We start from the raw sequence: 19,632 nt of genomic DNA on the forward strand, positions 1-19,632 counted from the left end.
GATGGCCGCCGAGCCGGAGGACCGTCCGCGCGGGCGGGTGACCAGCTTCTCCATCCGCCGACCGGTGGCGATCATGGCGCTGGCCTCGGTGGTGATCGTGCTCGGCATGTTCTTTGTTGATCGCCTGCCGGTGGACCTGCTGCCGCACGTCGAGTATCCGCATATCCGCGTGACCGTGAACCATCCCGGCACCTCGCCGGAGGTGATGGAGGAACAGGTGACCCGCGTGCTGGAACGCAACCTCGCGGCCACCGAGAACCTCACCCGCATCTACAGCCGCGCCTCCGAGGGCCGCACCAACGTCAATCTGCTATTCGAGTACGGCACCAACCTGGACCTGGCGTTGCAGGACGCGGCGCGCCACCTGGAGCTCGCGCGCACCCAGCTGCCGGACGATTTCGAATCCCTGCGCCTGTACAAGTACGATCCCTCGCAGGACCCGATCTGGGAGGCGGGGTTTTCCTCCACCGTGCGCTCGGAGACCGCGGTGCGCGACTGGGTGGAACACCAGCTGGCGCCGCAGCTGATCGCGATCCATGGCATCTCCTCGGTGGAGGCCTCCGGTGGGCAGGAGCGCGAGCTGGAGGTGATCCTCGACCAGGAGCGGGTGCGCGGCTATGGCCTTTCGCTGGCGGCGATCAGCGCGACGCTGGAGGACGAGAACCGCGAGGTGGCCGGGGGCTGGGTGACCTCCGATACCTTTGACGTGATGGCCAAGACCGAGGGGTTGTTTACCTCCGAGGCGGACGTGCGCAATGTGCTGATCCCGCTGCCGGGGCCGCAGTCCGCGCATGTGCGCCTCGGCGAGCTGGCCGAGGTGCGCGATGGCCACCGCGAGCAGCGCCTGTTTATCCGCCTGGACGGCACGCCGGCCGCCCGCGTGTCGGTGTTCAAGCTGCCGGACGCCAATACCGTCGAATCGGTGGACTCGGTACGCGCCACGCTCGAACGACTCGAGCGCTCGGGGTTTATTCCCGAGGACATCCAGTGGGAGGTCGTCAGCGACTCTGCCCCGTTCATCCGTGGCGCGGTCAGTTCGGTGGGTACCGCCGCGATCCTGGGCGGCGTGCTGGCGATGCTGGCGGTGTTTCTGTTTCTCGGCAGCCTGCGCAAGAGCTTCATTATCGGGTTGTCGATCCCGATCGCGTTGATGGCGACCTTCGCCATGATGGGCCTTGGCGGGCTCACCCTGAACATCATCAGCCTCGGCGGGCTTGCACTGGGGGTGGGGCTGTTGCTCGACAACGCCATCGTGATGCTGGAGAACATTTACCGCCATCGCGACAAGCTCGGAAAGTCGCCGGAGCAGGCGGCCCATGACGGGGCCGGCGAGGTGGTCTCGGCGGTGATTGCCGGCACCCTGACCAATCTGGCCGCCGTGCTCCCGTTCCTGCTGATCACCGGGATCGGGGCGCTGATCTTCCGCGAGCTGATCCTGACGCTTTCGTTTGCGATCATCGCGACCCTGGCCGCGGCCATCACCCTGGTGCCGATGCTCGCGGCCCTGCTGACACGTATCCGCTGGGAGAGCGGGCTGGACCGGACCTGGCTGCTGCGCGGGTTCGATCGTGGTGTCCAGGGGTTGCGCCGGCGCTATCGGCGCCTGTTGCCGAAGGTCTTGCGCCTGCGCTGGGCGGTGCTGGGGGCGGCCGTCGTGTTGCTGATCGGCGCGGTGCAGGTGGGCGGTGAACTGGGCACGGAGTTCCTGCCGCAGGTGGACGATGGTCAGGTCAGCGTGCGCATGGTCCTGCCGCCGGGAACCCCGCCGCACGAGACCGATGCCGCCGCACGCGATATCGAGGCCGCGCTGGAAGATCTGCCGCATGTGGAGAGCGTGTTCGCGATGGTCGGCGGGCACCTAGGTGGCGGCGTGGTCAACGAGCGCCCGGGCACCTCCAATATCACCGTCCAGTTGACCCCGGCCGGACAGCGCGAGATGAGCGCGGGACAATGGGTGGCCGAGGCGCAGGAGGCAATGGATGCGCTGGAACTCCCCGGGGCACGGATTACCGTGCGCCCGCCGAGTATCCAGGGGCTGCAGTTCAGTATCACCGGGGATGACCTCTCGATTGCGGTGGTCGGGGCGGATCTGACCGAGATGCGCGGCATTGCCCGCGAGATCGCCGGGCGCCTCGAAGGCATCCGGGGCCTGGAGGGCGTTGAGGTTGGGCGCGAGGACCAGAGCCCGATCCTGCGCGTGCATGTGGATCGCGAGCGGGCGGCCGCGCTGGGGTTGCAGGTGGGCCAGGTCGGGCAGGCGATCCGCGACGCGGTGGAGGGATCAGTGCCGACGCAGTACGTCCGCGACGATCGCGAGTACGACCTGCGCGTGCGCCTGCCGCGCGAGGATGTGCAGGATACGGCCACCCTGGGGCGGATGATCCTGTTCCGCGACAACGGGGATCCCGTGCGCCTGGCGGACGTGGCCGAGTTCGAGATCGGCGAGGGGCCCGCGCATATCGAGCGCGAGAACCAGAGCCGGGTGGTGCGCGTGAACGGCGACATCAACACCGAGGTGAACGATGTCGGCTCGGTGATGACCGAGGTCGAGCAGCGCCTGGCCGAGGTGGATGTGCCCGAGCACTACAGTCTGCTGATCGGTGGCGAGTGGGAGACCATCCAGGAGACCCAGCGCGAGATGGCCACAGTGGTGGCGCTCGCGATCTTCCTGGTGCTGGTGGTGCTGGCCGTTCAGTACGAGCGCCTGGCGAATCCGCTGGTGATCGTGGCGGCCGCGCCGCTGTCTCTGACCGGGGTGGTCGCGATCCTGTGGGCGACCGGCACACCGGTCTCCGCCCCGGTGATGATTGGCGCGATCCTGCTGATCGGGGTGGTGGTGAACAATGCGATCCTGCTGGTGGAGTACATCGAGCAGGGCCGTCGACTCCGTGGCCTGAGCCCGGCGCGGGCGGTCGTGGAGGCCGGGGCATTGCGGCTGCGCCCGATCCTGATGACCACGCTGACGACGGTGCTGGGCATGTTGCCGCTGGCCATCGGCCTCGGCGAAGGGGCAGAGATCATGCGCCCGCTGGCGCTGACGGTGGTGGGTGGCCTGATCGCCGGGATGATTCTGACGCTACTGGTGGTGCCCTGCCTGTACCTGGTGGTGAACCGGGCCGCGGAGGGGGCGAAGCGGCGCCTGACCGGAGGCATGCGGGACACCGCTGCCCGCATAGCCTGAAAAAAGGCCCGCTACCGAGTGGCGCGCGGGCCTTGGCTGGATGCTAGAAGCGGTAGCCGAGACCGACCATGAAACGCGAGGCGTCGGGATCGAAGCTCAGGGTTTCGCCCTCGATGCGATAGCGCTCGCTTTCGAAGAGCGTGTACGAGTACTCGGCACGCATGAACAGGCGGTTGTCCATCTGGTATTCGACGCCTACACCGAGCCGGGCACCGTTGATACTGTCCTTGAAGCGAATGGATATGTCCTCTTCTGTATCGGTAAGGCGGTAGTCCAGGCGCGAGCGCTGGTAGCCGGCCAGGCCGTAGAACAGGACGTTGTCGTTTACCGTGGTGCCGAGCCGGCCGGTGATGCCGTAGCTGTACTTGCTATCCACCCCCAGTTCGCTCTCATCAAGGGTGACCGTCAGGTCGGCGTCCTCGTTCTGCGCATCCAGTTCCAAGCCCAGGTACAGGCCGTTGTCCAGGACGGTACCCCAGCCGGTCATGACACCCCCGGTGAAGCCGGAGGCGCTGAGCCCGGAGATGCGACCATCGCTGGTGGGGTCGCGGTAGTCGATGTCATAACCGACCCAGCCGAGCTGGCCGCCGATGTAGGAGCCGTGAAAGGGGCTCGCCTGAACCGAGCCGGCCGAGGCCAGGAGGACACAGGCGCCGGTCAGGGCGGTGGCGAAGCGATAAGGGCTGGACATCATTGTTTTTCCTTTGCGGTGGTGAACGGGAGCCCCGTTCGGGCGCATAGTGGCACAGGTGGCCCGACGGGGTGCCGGTCCTTGTGTGCCAGAATGGGACGGATCGAGCCGCCGGGCGCATGTGTCCCCCACGCATCCATTTATGGCATGGGTTCCTGCGATCCCGGGGCGGTTCACCCAGGGAGGCGCTGATGAGCGCCTCCCGTACGCACACAAGAAAGTAAAAAGAACAGGAGTCGAGCAATGCGCGGACAAGCGGGAATTCTGGCCGGACTGCTGGCGGGGCTACTTTGGTGGGGCGTGGCTGCTGCCGAACCGATGCATACCGTGGAACAGCTGAATCAGGCCCCGTCCGAGCTGGATGGGGAAGAGGTTCGGCTCGACGGCATTGTGGCCCGGGTGAACGACGACATCATGGGGCGCAACTTCATCCACTTCGTCGACGGTACCGGCAGCGAGGGCGATTACATCACCATCACCTCCACCGAGTTGCCCGAGGTGGGCGACCGCGTCTCGGTGACTGGAACGCTGATCCTGGATCGCGACTTCGGGGCGGGTTACAGCTACCCGGTGATTGTCGAGAACGCGGAGTTCACCGCGCGGTGACTACTCCAGCACCGTGTCCAGGAGCGCCTCGAACGCCGGCGTTGCCTTTTCGACTGCGCGTTCCATCTCCGGGCCCGGGCTCAGGGTGGTCATGAATCGAGGGTGCAGCATGGACAGGTGCATGCGGCCGTCTTCCTCGTACAGCGAGAGATGGCCGCAGGGCAGCAGGGCGGAGACGTGGCGGCCCGCGGCGAAGATGTCCCCGGCGGCCGGGATGTAACAGATTTTCACCAGGGTGAAGGCGCCCCGCCTCAGGGGTATGTCGGTCAGGTAAAACCAGTCGGACGAGGCATCGGTGTAGTCACGGATGGCCTCCAGCAGGGCCTCGCGTGACTGTTCCGTGCTGTGCACTATGAAATGTTTGCGCTCGGGTGGCTCCGCGCTGGCTCCGGCAAGGGGCCATCCAAGCAGCAGAATGAGGGGCAGTCTCAACAGGACGTGACGCATTCCGAACTCCTCGGGAAGATCCCCTCGGCCTGGGCGCGCATACCCCGCTTGCCGGGATCTTCCCCTGTGACGGGGTCGAGGTCGATTGCTTCCAGCATGGATCATAGGACACCCACGCGGATACGCGAGTGGGGCAGTGGTGTCACTCGCCGAGGTGGCGTTTCAGCCACTCGAGTTCTTCAGAGGAACGACCGGCGTCGGTGACCGCATTCCAGGCATCGATGTAGTGCTCGGTGGCGTAGACATGGCCGTAGCCACGGGGCGCGGCATCGCCGATGGCCACGTCCACCGCCAGCTGCAGCATGGTGACCACCGGATACCAGGTCAGGTCTGGCGAGACATCCGGTCCGCGCGGTGGCTGCATCCATTCGGGCTTGCGGTACAGCGCCTGGGGCTCGAAGAAGGTCACCGGGTCGCTGGCGTACTGCAGGTAGACGATGCGCATCGGGCCCCATTCGGCGCCCGGGATGTCCAGGTGGTTCTCCTGATTGGTGAAGCGCACCACCGAGCTGTCGCGAAACCGTGGTAGCCAGGCCGGCGAGTCCGGCTGGCGCTGGCGTTTGATGTCGCGCCAGGTCTCGCTGCGAAACGGCGGGCCGGCCCACAGCGCCCCGGAGAACGGGTCACCGATCACGTCGTACAGGTCCGCCGCCCGCTCGGAGTTCAGCGCCCCGAGACTCAGGCCGTAGAGGTACAGGTCCGGGCGGGCGTCGGGTGGCAGCTGTTTCCAGTACCCATAGATCTCCGCGAACACCGCCTGGGCCGTCTCGTGGCCGTACTGCGACTCGGCCATCAGCGACAGCCAGCTCGGCAGGTAGGAGTACTGCACGGCCACGGTGGCCACGTCGCCGTCGTGCAGGTATTCGACCGGCTGGATCGCGCGGTTGTCCACCCAGCCGCGCCCGGTCGGGGTCGCCAGTACCAGCACCGAACGGTCGAAGGCATTGACCCGCAGCATCTCCTGGAGCGCGAGCCGCGCACGTTCCTCGATGGTCTCGGCGGCGTTCAGGCCTACGTACACGCGGATCGGGTCCAGTGCCGCGTTCCCGGTGAAATCGCGGATCGCCGCGGCGTCGGGTGCCTGGCCGACGAAGCGCTGACCCTGGCGGCCCAGCCCCTCTTCCCAGGTGATCAGGGAGGCCGGGCTGCCGGTGCGGAAGGTCGCCACCGGCTGTTCCACCCCGGGATACTCGCGTACATCGAACTGCTGGAAGCTGCGATCGGCGGCGCGCAGACCGTATTCCAGGATCACCCCGTCGATCACTGCCCAGAACACCCCGGCCGCCACCAATACGCCGATTACGTTCGACAGCCGGCGCGGGATGAAGCGGCGCAGGTGGTGCGCGAGAAAACGCACCAGCAGCTGGAACAGCCGCGCGATCGCCAGGGTCGCCGCAAACACCGCGGCCGCGATCAGGCCGAGCCGGATCGGGAAGCCGCCATCCACCGGGGCCTGCTCCATCAGCTCGCGGATATTGTTCTGCCATTCCGTGGCCTGCCACAGGAAGATCAGGACGATCAGCACGGCCCCGCCGCCGGCGATCACCACCAGGGTGTTGTGCGTGCGTTCACCGGGCTCTGGCAACTCGAGATACGACCACAGCCAGTGCAGGAACACGCCCAGCCCGTAGCCGGCCGCCAGTGACAGGCCGGACAGGATGCCCTGCACGTCATCGGTGCGCGGGATCAGGCTGGGGGACAGCGATGCGGCAAAGAACAGCGTCGCCAGGATCAGCCCCGGGATCGACAGGGTCCCGAGGATGCGGGTGGCCCAGGCGGGCCAGATAAAGGTCCGCAGACGGTCTTGCAGGCGGGCGACGAGGGACATCGCGGGTGGCTTTCCTTGGCGGTAAGTGGGTCATCTCATCCTGTCCGCCCCGCCGGGTGGGTTCAAGTCTCCTTGGCCGGGGGCGGTCTGCGGCGTGAACTAGCCGCCGTGGCGAAAGCGGAAGCTGCCCTCGACCATGCGCAGGGCGACGCCGAACAGGGCGACCTGCAGCAGCAGTCCGCCGGTGGTCGCGCCCACGGCGAGGCCGGTGGCCAGTCCCAGCGCCATCAGCAGCATCAGCAGGATTGCGGCGAAGCGGCTGCGGAGCCAGCCGCCAACCAGTGCCAGCAGCGCGACCAGGGTGCCCTCCGCCATGGTGGGTGTGTGCTGCACCAGAACGCCCAGCATCACCACGACGACACCGGCGAGGATCAGTACCCAGCCCGCCACCCGCGCGAGGCGCCGGGCCTGCTCGCCATTCTCGATGGATTGCAGCAGCAGGATCAGGTCGGCGCCGGCCCCGGCCCAGTGGCGCGATCGCGATTCGTTCATGGGCGCAAAATACTACGATGGTGTGACCAGCAGATGACGTTCGAGCTCGATCGCAACCTGCTCTACGTGGCCTGTACCCGCGCGATGCGCCGGCTTGTCCTGACGCACACCGGCGCACCCAGCCCGTGGCTGCCCGGCGCCCCGGACAACGGGATGGACCGAGCCGCGCCCCGCTGAAGACGCCGGCGCGTCACTCGGCCGCGGGAGCGTCCCGCCGTAGGCTCCGCTGCAGGCCGCGCAGACGTTCGAGGATGGCGGGGTGGTCGAACTCGCGCGCGCCGATGGCGCGGTAGGCGATGCGGCCCTCGGGGTCGATCACGAAGGTGGTGGGGATGCCGCGCACGGGCCAGGTGTCGATGGCGGTGGCATCGCGGTCCATCAGCAGGGGAAAGTCGACCGGATAGTCGGCGGTGAAGAAGAAGATGCGATCGGCGTCTTCGCCGACGTTCACCCCGAGCACGACGAGCCCGTCGGGCCCCAGGACTTCCCACAGCCGCTGCAGGGAGGGCAACTCTTCCCGGCACGGCGGGCACCAGGTTGCCCAGAAGTTCACGACCACGACCTGGCCATGATAGTCGTCCAGGGCATGTTCGCGACCGTCCAGATCCTCGAGTTCCAGGGGTGGTGCGTCCGGGCGCGGTTCGATGGCGGTGAGCGTGTCGGCGCCAGCCGTGGCAACTCCCGTCGAGATGGCCAGTAGAACCAACCTGGTTGCGATGCGGTACATGGCGTTCATTCCCGTTGGTCGTCGGCGCAGCGCAGCCCGGGAAGCCTGGCCTGGCGTACTTCCCCGGCCATGCGCCAGCGCAGGGTCAGGTCGAAGGGCGTGTCCGGTGGGTGGTCGAACAGGACCATGCCCATCAGCCAGTCGCCCGGCTCGAAGCGGTGCTCGCCGGGGAAGAGGGCCCAGCGAAAGGCGATGCGCGCCGCTTCCGGCAGCTCTTCCTGCGCCCATGTCGCCTGCCAGTCCCGGTCCGGACGGGGGCGTGTGTTGCCCTCCGGCCCGTGGCTGCGCCAGTCGTGCAGATCCACCTCGATGGCGGCGCGCTGGCCGTGATTGCGCAGCACTGCCTGAAAGACGCAGTGGCCTGCGATGCGGTCGGCGTGCTCGGTGCCGAAGCCCCGGGCCCGGAAGAACGCGCGCGTCTGGTCGGGCAGCAGCTGCGCCAGTTGCAGCGAGAGGTCCTCGCCCCGCCACGTCCAGGTGGTCAGGCCGCTGGTGGCGTCCGTGTCCGCCTGCACGACGCCCGTGTTCCCGGCACTGGCCGACGCCAGTGGCGTGGCCAGTGCCAGCATGGCCAGGGCAAGACCACCGATGATCGTGTCACGGAGCAACGGACCCATCCCGCCCGCTTCGCCTACGGACCACCGAGGACATGATCCAGCAGCGCCTCGTAGGCCGGCTCGGCGCGTTGTGCCGCGCGTTCCAGGCTTGGGTGCGGCTGCAGCGTGGTCATGAACTTCGGGTGCAGCATGGACAGCTTGGTGCCCCCGTCTTCCTCGTACAGGCCGATGTGGCCACAGGGCATCATCGCCCCGACATGCAGTCCGGCATCCAGGATGTCCGGCCCCAGCGGCAGGTAGCAGACCTTGAGGGCGGTGATGTCACCGACGGCCAGGTCGAACTCGGCCAGAAAGATCCAGTCCTCCTCGTTTTCGGCGTATTCGCGAATCGCCGTCGCCAGGTCCTCGCGGGACTGTTCGCAGTCGCGGATGATGAAGTGGTCGTCGGGTTCGGCCGCCACCAGCGGGGCGGTCAGGGCGAGTGCCATGGCCGCGGCCACGGCCAGCGTGGTGATGGAATGTCGCGTGTTCATGGTCGGTTCCTCCTGAGGCATGAGGGTGTTCTGACGCGCACGGTCACGGGTTCTGGCGACCAGGAGATCGACCGCGGATTCTCCTTCTCGCACGGCCCGACCCCGTGTTCGTCCAGTGCCTCGACGTTGTCTTCGAGGCACTGGACGAACTCCTGCTGGCGCATGTGCCGCCCGCGGCGGGTGGTCCCCCCGCCGCGGGCGCTGTCGATGTGGCGGTAACGGATGGTCGCGTCTTGCGTGTGCGCAAGAGACGCTGATGGGCGTACGCGTTGGCAGAGGCTGGGTTCAATCATGATGGCGCCCTCCTTTCGTGCGCGTTATCGCGTGGCCACGTACCAGTTGTTCTGGGGGTCGTGCGCCAGCTGATGGACGCGGATGTCGCGGAAGCCGGCACGTTCCAGGTAGTCGCGCGCCCGGGGTTCGCCCCACATTGCGCCCAGGCCGGGGCCGCCCTGCGCGAGCGATACCGGCATGCAGTGCATGCAGGAGACGGTGTAGAGAAAGGGCCCGAGCGGGTGGTCGAGATCCCCCGGGATCTGCCCGGAGCCGCGGATGTCCTGCATCAGGTAGATCCCCTCGGGCATGAGCGCCCGGTGAATGCCCTGTAGCACCGCCAGGGGGTCGGCCTGGTCATGGATGGCGTCGAAAGTGGTGATCAGTTCGTATCCCTGCGGCTCGACATGGCGATCCATCGCGGCGGCATCCGCCTCGATAAACTCGACGTTGGTCAGCTCGCCCGCTGCTGCCTCGGCGCGGGCGTGCTCGATGGCCTGTGCCGAGAGATCCAGGCCGGTGAACCGGCTGCGCGGATAGAGCGTCGCCAGGCGGTTGATGATGCGGCCGCGTCCGCAGCCGACATCCAGCACCCGGATCCCGCGCTCGAGGTGGTCGGTCAGGCCCGGCACCAGGGGCAGGACATCGCTTTCCAGCGAGGAGAGGACGGACTGGCCGCTGTCTTCGGCCATGACCTCGTGGAAGCGCGTGTAGCGTTCGTAGGGGACGCCGGCGCCGGTGCGGAACGCCGCGACGATCCGGTCCTCCACGGTGCCCAGCACGGCGATGTACTGGGCGAACACGGCCAGGTTGTCGGCGGCCGCCGCGCGGGTCAGACAGGCGGCGTGCGCTGGCGGCAGGGCAAAGCGCGGGCCCTCCGGTTCCACCGTGACGATGCCGGCCGTGGCCATGGCGCCGAGCCATTCGCGCACATAGCGCTCGGCCAGGTCGGTGGCTACCGCAATCTCGTGGGGGGTGGACGCGGGCCGCCCGCGCATGCCGTCGAACAGCCCGGTGCGGTGCCCGACCGACAGCATCAGGCACAGCGCGCCGTGATTGAGCACATTGGCCAGGTGATCGCCGAAGGCCTCTGCGCCCTTTGGGGCGGGATGGCTTTCCGGGACAGACGACATGCGGGTGACCTCCGCGATGGCGCCGGGTGTCGGCTTTCATATCGAGCCTAGGCCGCGCCACGGGCCCTGGCGGTCACAGGCTTGCGCCGAATGGTCGAATCTTGCGGCGTTGTATCAGGGGGTTGGCGCGTCGTCCTCCTGTGGGGCCGGGTGGTCCTGGTGCTGGCGGCGGAAGGCCCCGGGCGCCATGCCGAAGGCCTGGCGGAAGTGGCGGGCCAGCTGCTGCGGGGTGTAGCCCGTGGCGGCGGCGATCTCGCTGACACTGCAGGAGGACGTGGTCAGCCATTCGCGCGCGCGCTCCAGGCGCAGACGGGTCAGGTAGCGGTGGGGTGGCTGGCCGTGGGTGTCGCGGAAGGCGCGCGCGAAATGCCAGGGCGAGAGGTCGCACAGGGCCGCGAGCTCGGCGAGGCGGACGGGCTGGTCGAGGTGGGCCTGCATGTAGTCGATGACCTGTACCGAGCGATGCGGCGCCAGGCCACCCCGGCAACGGTCGGCCGGGATGCCCTGGCTGGCGAGACGAGCCAGCCGCACCACCAGCGCCGCCATCATGCTGTCCACGAACACGCGTGCGGCGGGATCGTCGCGGCCCATCTCCAGCCACAGCAGCTCCAGGCCCTGGGCGATCAGCGGGTCGCTCTGGTGACGGGTGTGAACGGGACCGAAGTCCAGCGGGTCATCCGCAGGGCGTTCCAGGCAGCTCCGGGCCAGCCCCGCGGGGATCCCGATAAAGCGCAGTTGGGCGGGGTCGGTCACGCGGCACCAGGGAGAGGCGCCCGGGGCTACGGCCACGAAATCCCGTGTGCGGGTGTGCCCGGAGAAGCGTCCGGCACCCAGGTCGCACACGTAGCGAAATGGCATCCCCGTCGACTGGCTCAGGATCAGGTCGTCGGACGCGGGCGTGGCGAATTCGCCCGCTGGCTGGCTGGCCTCCAGCATCGAAACCGCGCGGGTTGCGGCCGAGCGTGTCTCGCGCAGGCGCGGCACTTTTCGCCCGCGGGTGTACCACTCCACCATGTTCGGCCATGTCTGCGGCATTTTTTTACCCCGCATGCCTTGTATAGGCCATGCCGGTGCCGCCTGCCAGGGTCAACGGTAGACGCGGACCTCCTGTGCCCAGCCTCCCACGCCGCGATTGGCGCAGAACGCCTGTACCTGGCCGTCGGTGTAACGGATCTCGACATTGAAGCCGGCGCCCGGCACGTGGTTCAGCGCTACGCGCCGGCGTTCGCCGGGGCCGATCTCGCCTTCGCGGATGCTGGATTCGGACAGGTCGTGCCCGAAATCGAAGTGCACGGCACGGATGGCCACATCGCTGTCATTGTGCAGTGTGACCATCAAGGCGCCTTCGGCCGGGGGTGGCTCCACGCCCCAGTGCACCGTCCCCGCCCCCAGTATGAGTCCGAGGATGAACAGCCACGTGGCCGGCGCGCGCAGGGCGTCCACTATGATCTCGTCCCAGCTGCGGTGTTGCGGTTCCGGTTCCACGTGAGGCTCGATCGCAATAGTATTAGGAAAATCTAATGCATGGACGGTATCCGGGCAAGCCCGCGAAAGACCCCGGGGCCTCCTCCTGCGTGCGGTCTGTGACATCGACCACCAGTGCCCGAGCCCGGTGCATGTGACCCGGAAGGCGCATTCGGGTATGTTCGCCGGGTTTTGATTCGAGCAGGACGGCACGCCCTTGGGAACCGACGAACGCAATCTGCAGGGACTGGTCGCGCAGCTGGCCGAGCGCCTGGCGGGGGCGGGCCTGCACGGGCGCATCGGCCTGGAGAAGGAGACCCTGCGCGTGGGGCCTGAAGGCTCCCCCGCCCTGACGCCGCACCCCGCGGCCCTTGGCTCGGCGCTGACCCACCCCTACATCACCACGGATTACTCCGAGGCATTGCTGGAGCTGGTGACCCCGCCGTTCGAGGACGTGCGCGAGACCCTTGGCTTTCTGCACGACCTGCAGGCCTTCGCCGCCGCCAATGTGGGCGACGAGACGCTGTGGTCCACCTCCATGCCCTGCGTGACCGCCGACGACAATGCGATCCCGGTGGCGCAGTACGGCACCTCCAACGCCGGACGCATGAAGACCGTCTACCGCATCGGACTGGGCCATCGCTACGGGCGCAAGATGCAGGTGATCGCCGGGGTGCACTTCAACTATTCCCCGCGTCCGGAGTTCTGGCCGGCCCTGGCCGATGTGTCGGGCGAGACGGATGGTCGCGCCTTCCGCGACGAGCGCATGATGGGGATGATCCGCAACCTGCTGCGCTTTGGCTGGCTGGTGCCGTATCTGTTCGGGGCCTCGCCGGCGGTGTGCAACTCGTTTCTCGAAGGCCACGGCGCGGTGCTCGAGGACTTCGACGACGATACGTCCTATCTGCCGCATGCCACCAGCCTGCGCATGGGTGATATCGGCTATACCAACCGCAAGGAGGCGGATACCGGTATCAAGGCGGATTACAACTCGCTGGCCGGCTATGTCGATTCGCTGCGCTGCGCGATCAACACGCCCAGCCCCGAGTGGGAGCGCATCGGGGTAAAGGTGGATGGCGAATACCGCCAGTTGAACGCCAACATCCTGCAGATCGAGAACGAATACTACTCCACGGTGCGCCCGAAGCAGCCGCTGGAGCGCTTCGAGAAGCCGACCGATGCCCTGGAGGCGCGTGGCATCGAGTATGTCGAGTTGCGCTCGGTGGACATCAATGCCCAGCACCCGCTGGGGGTGGACGAGACCCAGCTGCGCTTTCTCGAGGTGTTCGCGCTGACCTGTCTGTTGCAGCCGAGCCCCTTGCTGGGCGAGGGCGAGCTGGACGCGATCGACCGCAACCTGCTGGATGTCGCGCACTACGGGCGGCGTCCGGGTCTCGAGCTGCGCCGCGAGGGCGAGGGCATTGCGCTACAGGACTGGGCCCGGGAACTGCTGGCGCTGATGCGTCCGGTGGCCGCGATCCTCGATCAGGAGCTTCCGGGCGACCCTTATCGGCGCGCGCTGAGCGAACAATGGGGCAAGGTCGAGCAGGCGGACCTGACGCCTTCGGCGCGCATGCTGGAAGACATGATGGCGCGCGAGGAGGGCTTCTACCGCTATGCGAGCCGGCTGTCGGCCCAGCATCGCGAGGCCTTCCGCTTCAACGGGCCGCTGCCGCGCGCGGAGACCCTGGAGGCGCTGGCGCGCGAGAGCCTCTCCGGGCAGGCGGACATCGAGGCCGCCGATATCCTCGATTTCGATGCCTTCCTCGCGCGCTATTTCGACGGCACCCTGCGCACGGGTTGAGCACCGCTATACCCTTCGGTTTTATCGAATCGTTGAGCCCATTTAACGCGCTTTTTGTTCGATAATTTCGATGGGATGATGGTGTTTGAAACTCGACCCGCTCGCTGCCCCGTCAGGTGGCGCTGCACCCGGAGGTATCCATGAGTCTTCTGATCAACGGCGAGCTGCGCGAGGGCTGGCTGGACGAGGAATCCGACGAGAACGGCGAGTTCGTCCGCCAGGACCAGCAGTACCGCAACTACGTGACCCCCGATGGCTCCGCGGGCCCGCTGGGCGAGGGTGGCTATCCGGCCGAATCCGGGCGCTACCACCTGTACGTCTCCTATGCCTGCCCGTGGGCGCACCGTGCGCTCATCCTGCGCCGGTTGAAGGGGCTGGAGCCACACATCGGGCTGTCGGTGGTGCATCACTACATGGGCGATGCCGGGTGGTCGTTCGATGACTGCGACGGTTGCACCGGCGATCGCGTGCACGGCTCGCGCTACATGCACGAGCTCTATACCCGCACCGACCCGAAGTACACCGGCATCATCACCGTGCCGGTGCTGTTCGATACCCGCACCGACCGGATCGTGAACAACGAATCGGAAGATCTGGTGCGCATGTTCAACAGCGCGTTCGATCACATCACCGGCAACACCCTGGACTTCTACCCCGAGGACCTGCGCGGGGAGATCCATGCGGTCAACGAACGGGTGTACGAGAACGTGAACAACGGTGTCTATCGCTCGGGCTTTGCGACCACGCAACAGGCCTACGACGCGGCCTGGGACCGTCTGTTCGAGACGCTCGACTGGCTGGAGGAACGGCTGGCGCGCCAGCCGTTCCTGGTCGGAGACCGCCTCACAGAGGCCGACTGGCGGCTGTTCACCACGCTGGTCCGCTTCGACCCGGTCTACTACAGCCATTTCAAGTGCAACCGCCAGCGGATCATCGATTTCCCGGCGCTTTCGGCCTATCTGCGCATGCTTTATCAGCGGCCGGGCGTGGCCGAGACCGTGCGCATGGACCACATCAAGGCGCACTACTACGGCAGCCATCCGATGCTGAATCCCAGCGGCATCGTCCCGAAGGGGCCGCTGATCGACTACACCCGGCCGCACGGCCGCCCCCTGGGCGACCTGCCAGCGGCGCTGCGGAACGCCAACGAAACGTGACGGTCGTTAAACTGTTGGGAGGTTCAACCGTGGCCCGGCTACATGCCGGGCCGCATTCGTGTCGGGGGAAAGGCAAGTGAAGGCGATAGGCGGGTTCCTGGGGCTGGTCCTGGTGGTGGCGATTGTGGCTGCGGCCTGGTTTGCGTTCGGCCCCGAGGATGGCGCCCGTGACGAGGGAGGCGATGCCCCCGCCGCGTCCCAACGCGACGACCGCACGCCAGTGCGCGTCAGCGAGGTCGCCCCGCGCACCTTCGAGACCATCGTCGAATCCCTGGGCACGGTGGAGGCCAACGAGTCGGTGGTGGTGACCGCGAGCGTGACCGAGCGCGTGGTCGAGATCCTGTTCGATGATGGCGATACGGTCGAGGCTGGCGACGTGCTGGTTCGCCTGGACGCCGACGAAGAACGCGCGGCGATGCGCGAGATCCGCGTGCAGGTGGACGAGGCACGGCGGGAGCTGGAGCGCGTGCGCGACCGGGTGGCCGATGGCGTGGTCACGCAGCAGCAGGTGGACCAGCAGCGTTCACGGCTGAACGAGGCCGAAGCCCGGCTGGCGGCCGCGGAGGCCCGGGTCGCAAACCGGGTGATCCGGGCGCCCTTCTCCGGCCGTCTGGGGCTGCGCCAGGTCAGCCCCGGTTCGCTGGTCAGTCCAGGGACCGTGATCGTCGAGCTGGATGACGTGTCGGTCGTGAAGGTCGACTTCGCCGTGCCCGAGCGCCACACCGCGGCCATCCATCTCGGTATGGACGTGCAGGGGCGCAGCGCGAACGGCGAGTTCGCGGGGCAGGTCGCGGCCGTGAGCAACCGTCTGGACGTGGCCACCCGTACCCTGACCGTGCGCGCCCTGGTGGAAAATCCCGACCTATTGTTGCGCCCCGGCATGCTGGTGAACATCCGTCTGCCGCTGGACCCGGTGGAGCGCCTGGCCGTTCCCGAGGGCGCCATCCAGCAGGTCGCCGACCAGCACTTCGTGTTCCAGTTGCGCGATGACGGCACGGTGGAACGGGTGCGCATCCGCATCGGTCGCCGTGACCCGGGCTTTGCCGAGGTCCTGGACGGCCTGGAGCCGGGGGACACCGTGGTCTCCGAGGGCGTCTCGCGGGTGCGTGACGGGCGCGAGGTGCGCGTCCTGCCCCCGCGTGCGCCGGAAGGCAATAACGGAGAGGCCGGGGACGGGGCATGATCATCTCCGATGTCGCCAATCGCCGCCCGGTGCTGGCGATTGTCTTCAACCTGCTGCTGATCACCTTCGGCCTGATCGCCTACGACAGCCTGCCCCTGCGCGAGTACCCGGACGTGGACCCGCCGGTGGTCACGGTGGATACCATCTACCCAGGGGCCAGCGGCGAGATCATCGAGCGCGAAGTCACCCAGCGCATCGAGGACCGCATCGCGGGTATCGAGGGGATTCGCTTCATCCAGTCCTCCAGCGAGGATGGCCGGTCGCGCATCACCATCGAATTCAACCTCAGCCGCGACATCGACGCCGCGGCGAATGACGTGCGCGAGGCGGTCAGCCGCGTGCTGGGCGACCTGCCCGACGAGGTCGATCCGCCCGAGGTGACCAAGGCGGACGCCGACGCTAACCCGATCCTGTGGTTGAACCTTTCCAGTACCACGATGGATGCACTGGAGCTGGCGGACTACGCCGAACGCAACCTGATCGACCGGCTTTCGGTCGTGGACGGCGTGGGGCTGGTGCGCCGGGGCGGCGCGCGCAGCTACGCGATGCGCATCTGGGTGGACCGCGAGGCCCTGGCCGCGCGCGAGTTGACCGTCACCGACATCACCGATGCCCTGCAGCGGGAGAACGTCGAACTGCCGGCCGGACGCCTGGATTCCCTGGAACGCGAGTTCACCGTACGCGTGGAACGCCAGTACCGCACCCCCGAGGACTTCGCCGGCCTGGTGCTCAAGCGCGGGGAGGGCGGGCAATTGGTGCGCCTGGGCGATGTCGCCGAGGTGAATATCGGCGCGGATACCGAGCGCAGCGAATTCCGCGGCAATGGCGAGGACATGATCGGGCTGGGGATCATCCGCCAGTCCAACGCCAACGTGCTGGAGGTGGCCAATGGCGTGAAGGCGATGGCGGCCACCCTGCAGGACTCCTTGCCGGAGGGTACCTCGCTCGTCACGACTTATGACGAATCGGTGTTCATCGAGGGGGCGATCCGCGAGGTTTACATCACCCTCGCGGTGGCGACCGCCGCCGTGGTGTTCGTGATTTACCTGTTCCTGGGCAGCTGGCGCGCGACCCTGATCCCGGCGGTGACCGTGCCGGTGGCGATCACCGCGGCCTTCATCGGCATCAGTCTGTTCGGATTCTCCGTCAACCTGCTCACCCTGCTGGCGCTGGTGCTGGCGGTTGGGCTGGTCGTGGATGACGCGATCGTGATGCTGGAGAACATCCACCGGCGCATCGAGCGCGGGGAGCCGGGCCTGCTTGCAGCCTATCGCGGAGCGGGCCAGGTCGGGTTCGCGATCGTCGCGACCACATCGGTGCTGATTGCGGTGTTCGTGCCCCTGGCGTTCCTCGACGGCACGGTGGGCCAGCTGTTCACCGAGTTCGCCATCGCCATGGCTATTGCGGTGTTCTTTTCCAGCATCGTGGCGCTCACGCTGGCGCCGGTATTGTCCGGGCGTCTGATGCACAAGGGCGATGACGAAACCGGTGCGGCCCGCTATATCGGTCGTGGCTTTGCCGCGCTCGAAGCCGGTTACGGGCGCGTGCTCGCCACAGGCCTCAAGGGTTCGTGGCTGGTGGTGCCCATCCTTGCCGTAGTGCTGGGCGGCGCCTGGTACCTGTTCTCCGAGTTGCCCGAGGAATTCGCGCCGCAGGAGGATCGCGGGTCCTTCTTCGTGCTGGTGGACGGTCCCGAGGGTGCGAATTTCGAATACATGAGCCGTCAGATGGCCGAGGTCGAGGCGCGTATCCAGCCGCTGATCGAGGACGGTCCGATCCGCCGGGCGCTGGTGCGTACGCCGCGCGGCTTCGGCGGTTCCGAGCTCATGAACAACGGCTTCGTGATCGCGATCCTCGACCACTGGGACGATCGTGATGTTTCCGGGCAGGAGGTGATCGACGAGATCCGCGGAATCATCAACGAGATGCCCGGGGTGGAGGCGCGCGTGGTGATGCGTCAGGGGCTCTCGCGCGGCCGCGTCGGCCCGCCCGTGCAATTCGTGATCTCCGGCCCGGACTATGACCAGCTCGAGGAATGGGGCGAGATCATGCGCGAGGCCGCCGAGGGCATTGACGGCCTGACCCGGGTGGACCTGGACTACGAGCCCACCCAGCCCCAGCTCAATGTGCGCCTGGACCGGGACCGGGCCGGAGACCTGGGCGTTTCCATGCGTGATGTTGGCCGCACGCTGGATATCGTGCTCGGCGGGCGCGACGTCACCACCTTCGTCGACCGCGGCGAGGAGTATGACGTGATCATCGAGGGGCTGGCCGACCAGCGCCGGACGCCCGGAGATATCGACAACCTCTACGTGCGCTCGAGCTCCGGTTCCATGGTCCCGTTGTCCAGCCTCGTGACCTACGAGGAACAGGCCGGTCCCTCCTCGCTCGAGCGATACAATCGCTCGCGCGCCGTGACGCTGACCGCCGGGCTGCGTGACGGCATGACGTTGGGCGAGGCCCTGGACGCCCTGGACGCGAAGGCGGCCGAGCTGCTTCCGGCCGAGGCGGGGATCGACTACAAGGGCGAGTCGCTGGACCTGCGCGCGGGCTCCGAGGCGATCCTGTTCGTGTTCGCGCTGGCCCTGCTGGTGGTGTTCCTGGTGCTGGCGGCACAGTTCGAGAGCTTCGTGCATCCGTTCGTGATCATGCTGACCGTGCCCCTGGCGGTGGTCGGGGCGTTGATCGGCCTGACCGTCACCGGGCAGACGCTGAATATCTACAGTCAGATCGGCATGGTCATGCTGATCGGCCTGGCGGCGAAGAACGGTATCCTGATTGTGGAGTTCGCCAATCAGCTGCGTGATCGCGGGCGCGACTTTGATACCGCGATCCTCGAGGCCGCGCGCATGCGTCTGCGGCCGGTCCTGATGACCGCGCTGACCACCGTGGCGGGTTCGATCCCGCTGATCCTGGCCTCCGGTCCGGGCGAGGAGACGCGCTTCGTGATCGGGGTGGCGGTGTTCTCCGGCGTCCTGTTCGCCACGCTGTTCACGCTGTTCGTGATCCCGGCGGCCTACCGCCTGGTCGCCCGCGGCACGACTTCGCCGCTGGCGACGACCCGCCGCCTGCACGACCTCGACGCCGAGGTCGAGGATGTCGATGGCGAGCGCCGGGGTGCTCGCTCCACTACTGCCCCACGCGCCGAACCCTGATCGCTCGGGGTTTCGTGGTGCCGGCTCCGGGTAACTGTCGGCGACGGCCGTGGCTAGGCCTGGTTCGTCGTCGGTGTTTACGTGCTTTTGTCTGGCCGCCTGCCACTCGCTCTCTCGCGAGCGCACCGCGAGGTCCTTTCTTGCTTGCCCAAGAAAGTACCCGAAGAAGGGCACCCGGATTCCGCCCGGGAACCTCGCTCCGGACGTGCTGGGCCGGCGGCGCTGAACTCGCTACGCCTGCGGCTTCGCTCAGACATCCAGCGCCCCATGTCTATTGTTAACTGGCCGGCCCATCACGCCCTCCGCGAGGGGCTTCATACGGGAGGAGAAGGTCACAACAGACGGTATCCCGTAGGGTGCGGTTGAGCGCAGCGAAACGCACCGTTCCCCACGTCGTGCGA

General features: G+C 67.4%; 17 protein-coding genes. 7 read left to right on the forward strand and 10 right to left on the reverse strand.

Translation table 11 applies throughout. From position 1 onward, the window contains the following. Position 1 precedes the first annotated feature (1 nt). A complete protein-coding gene (locus tag F817_RS0106545; protein ID WP_024326897.1) occupies positions 2–3,181 on the forward strand; it encodes an efflux RND transporter permease subunit in 3,180 nt (1,059 codons plus the stop codon). A 43-nt stretch (positions 3,182–3,224) separates the two neighbouring features. Here the strand turns inward: F817_RS0106545 and F817_RS0106550 are convergent, their stop codons facing one another. Continuing rightward, complete coding sequence (locus F817_RS0106550; protein WP_024326898.1) at positions 3,225–3,872, reverse strand: outer membrane protein; 648 nt, start codon at positions 3,870–3,872, stop codon at positions 3,225–3,227. A 243-nt stretch (positions 3,873–4,115) separates the two neighbouring features. Here F817_RS0106550 and F817_RS0106555 point away from each other — a divergent pair, with 243 nt between their 5' ends. Further along, the gene (locus tag F817_RS0106555) at positions 4,116–4,478 is read left to right on the forward strand and encodes a hypothetical protein (protein ID WP_024326899.1); all 363 of its coding nucleotides are present in this window, start codon (positions 4,116–4,118) and stop codon (positions 4,476–4,478) included. Here F817_RS0106555 and F817_RS0106560 read toward each other — a convergent pair whose 3' ends face one another. The 3 genes from F817_RS0106560 to F817_RS0106570 all read right to left on the reverse strand — a co-directional run bounded on the left by F817_RS0106560 (position 4,479) and on the right by F817_RS0106570 (position 7,245). Further along, positions 4,479–4,925: a DUF302 domain-containing protein gene (locus F817_RS0106560; protein WP_024326900.1), complete on the reverse strand. Its 447-nt coding sequence runs from the start codon at positions 4,923–4,925 to the stop codon at positions 4,479–4,481. Between the two features lie 142 nt (positions 4,926–5,067). Next, entirely contained in the window at positions 5,068–6,753 is a 1,686-nt protein-coding gene (locus tag F817_RS0106565) for an alpha/beta-hydrolase family protein (RefSeq protein ID WP_024326901.1), read from the reverse strand. Between the two features lie 99 nt (positions 6,754–6,852). After that, a complete protein-coding gene (locus F817_RS0106570) occupies positions 6,853–7,245 on the reverse strand; it encodes a hypothetical protein (protein WP_024326902.1) in 393 nt (130 codons plus the stop codon). Between the two features lie 33 nt (positions 7,246–7,278). On the opposite strand from F817_RS0106570, the gene F817_RS14535 reads away from it, so the two are divergent. After that, positions 7,279–7,422, forward strand: a complete 144-nt coding sequence (locus tag F817_RS14535) for a hypothetical protein (RefSeq protein ID WP_155988445.1) — start codon at positions 7,279–7,281, stop codon at positions 7,420–7,422. A 13-nt stretch (positions 7,423–7,435) separates the two neighbouring features. Here the strand turns inward: F817_RS14535 and F817_RS0106580 are convergent, their stop codons facing one another. The 6 genes from F817_RS0106580 to F817_RS0106610 all read right to left on the reverse strand — a co-directional run bounded on the left by F817_RS0106580 (position 7,436) and on the right by F817_RS0106610 (position 11,953). Further along, entirely contained in the window at positions 7,436–7,981 is a 546-nt protein-coding gene (locus tag F817_RS0106580; RefSeq protein WP_024326903.1) for a TlpA disulfide reductase family protein, read from the reverse strand. Next, a complete protein-coding gene (locus F817_RS0106585; protein ID WP_051132329.1) occupies positions 7,978–8,589 on the reverse strand; it encodes a hypothetical protein in 612 nt (203 codons plus the stop codon). Before F817_RS0106585 ends, F817_RS0106580 begins: the two co-directional genes overlap by 4 nt. Before the next feature lie 14 nt (positions 8,590–8,603). Continuing rightward, on the reverse strand, positions 8,604–9,062 hold the full coding sequence (locus F817_RS0106590; RefSeq protein ID WP_024326905.1) for a DUF302 domain-containing protein: 459 nt from the start codon (positions 9,060–9,062) through the stop codon (positions 8,604–8,606). A 317-nt stretch (positions 9,063–9,379) separates the two neighbouring features. Next, complete coding sequence (locus F817_RS0106600; protein WP_024326907.1) at positions 9,380–10,468, reverse strand: class I SAM-dependent methyltransferase; 1,089 nt, start codon at positions 10,466–10,468, stop codon at positions 9,380–9,382. A 114-nt stretch (positions 10,469–10,582) separates the two neighbouring features. Further along, positions 10,583–11,503 carry an AraC family transcriptional regulator gene (locus tag F817_RS0106605; RefSeq protein ID WP_024326908.1) on the reverse strand — a complete coding sequence of 307 codons (921 nt, stop codon included), beginning with the start codon at positions 11,501–11,503 and terminating at the stop codon, positions 10,583–10,585. Between the two features lie 51 nt (positions 11,504–11,554). After that, positions 11,555–11,953: a hypothetical protein gene (locus F817_RS0106610; protein ID WP_024326909.1), complete on the reverse strand. Its 399-nt coding sequence runs from the start codon at positions 11,951–11,953 to the stop codon at positions 11,555–11,557. A 196-nt stretch (positions 11,954–12,149) separates the two neighbouring features. Here F817_RS0106610 and gshA point away from each other — a divergent pair, with 196 nt between their 5' ends. The 4 genes from gshA (at position 12,150) to F817_RS0106630 (ending at position 19,231) form a co-directional block, all read left to right on the forward strand. Further along, the gene (gshA, locus tag F817_RS0106615) at positions 12,150–13,736 is read left to right on the forward strand and encodes a glutamate--cysteine ligase (RefSeq protein ID WP_024326910.1); all 1,587 of its coding nucleotides are present in this window, start codon (positions 12,150–12,152) and stop codon (positions 13,734–13,736) included. Between the two features lie 140 nt (positions 13,737–13,876). Then, complete coding sequence (locus F817_RS0106620) at positions 13,877–14,893, forward strand: glutathione S-transferase family protein (RefSeq protein WP_024326911.1); 1,017 nt, start codon at positions 13,877–13,879, stop codon at positions 14,891–14,893. Positions 14,894–14,969: 76 nt separating this feature from the next. Then, positions 14,970–16,076 (forward strand): efflux RND transporter periplasmic adaptor subunit, encoded by a 1,107-nt coding sequence (locus F817_RS0106625; RefSeq protein ID WP_024326912.1) that lies wholly within the window; start codon positions 14,970–14,972, stop codon positions 16,074–16,076. Next, complete coding sequence (locus tag F817_RS0106630) at positions 16,073–19,231, forward strand: efflux RND transporter permease subunit (RefSeq protein WP_024326913.1); 3,159 nt, start codon at positions 16,073–16,075, stop codon at positions 19,229–19,231. Before F817_RS0106625 ends, F817_RS0106630 begins: the two co-directional genes overlap by 4 nt. Positions 19,232–19,632: the final 401 nt, after the last annotated feature.

It is taken from the genome of Thioalkalivibrio sp. AKL19, from assembly GCF_000420165.1.
In the GTDB taxonomy this organism is placed as follows: Bacteria; Pseudomonadota; Gammaproteobacteria; order Ectothiorhodospirales; family Ectothiorhodospiraceae; genus Thioalkalivibrio.

Coding starts and splice junctions, on each gene's coding strand:
- F817_RS0106545 (WP_024326897.1), top strand. CDS start 2: ATGGCCGCCGAGCCGGAGGACCGTCCGCGCGGGCGGGTGACCAGCTTC.
- F817_RS0106550 (WP_024326898.1), bottom strand. CDS start 3,872: ATGTCCAGCCCTTATCGCTTCGCCACCGCCCTGACCGGCGCCTGTGTC.
- F817_RS0106555 (WP_024326899.1), top strand. CDS start 4,116: ATGCGCGGACAAGCGGGAATTCTGGCCGGACTGCTGGCGGGGCTACTT.
- F817_RS0106560 (WP_024326900.1), bottom strand. CDS start 4,925: ATGCGTCACGTCCTGTTGAGACTGCCCCTCATTCTGCTGCTTGGATGG.
- F817_RS0106565 (WP_024326901.1), bottom strand. CDS start 6,753: ATGTCCCTCGTCGCCCGCCTGCAAGACCGTCTGCGGACCTTTATCTGG.
- F817_RS0106570 (WP_024326902.1), bottom strand. CDS start 7,245: ATGAACGAATCGCGATCGCGCCACTGGGCCGGGGCCGGCGCCGACCTG.
- F817_RS14535 (WP_155988445.1), top strand. CDS start 7,279: ATGACGTTCGAGCTCGATCGCAACCTGCTCTACGTGGCCTGTACCCGC.
- F817_RS0106580 (WP_024326903.1), bottom strand. CDS start 7,981: ATGAACGCCATGTACCGCATCGCAACCAGGTTGGTTCTACTGGCCATC.
- F817_RS0106585 (WP_051132329.1), bottom strand. CDS start 8,589: ATGGGTCCGTTGCTCCGTGACACGATCATCGGTGGTCTTGCCCTGGCC.
- F817_RS0106590 (WP_024326905.1), bottom strand. CDS start 9,062: ATGAACACGCGACATTCCATCACCACGCTGGCCGTGGCCGCGGCCATG.
- F817_RS0106600 (WP_024326907.1), bottom strand. CDS start 10,468: ATGTCGTCTGTCCCGGAAAGCCATCCCGCCCCAAAGGGCGCAGAGGCC.
- F817_RS0106605 (WP_024326908.1), bottom strand. CDS start 11,503: ATGCCGCAGACATGGCCGAACATGGTGGAGTGGTACACCCGCGGGCGA.
- F817_RS0106620 (WP_024326911.1), top strand. CDS start 13,877: ATGAGTCTTCTGATCAACGGCGAGCTGCGCGAGGGCTGGCTGGACGAG.
- F817_RS0106630 (WP_024326913.1), top strand. CDS start 16,073: ATGATCATCTCCGATGTCGCCAATCGCCGCCCGGTGCTGGCGATTGTC.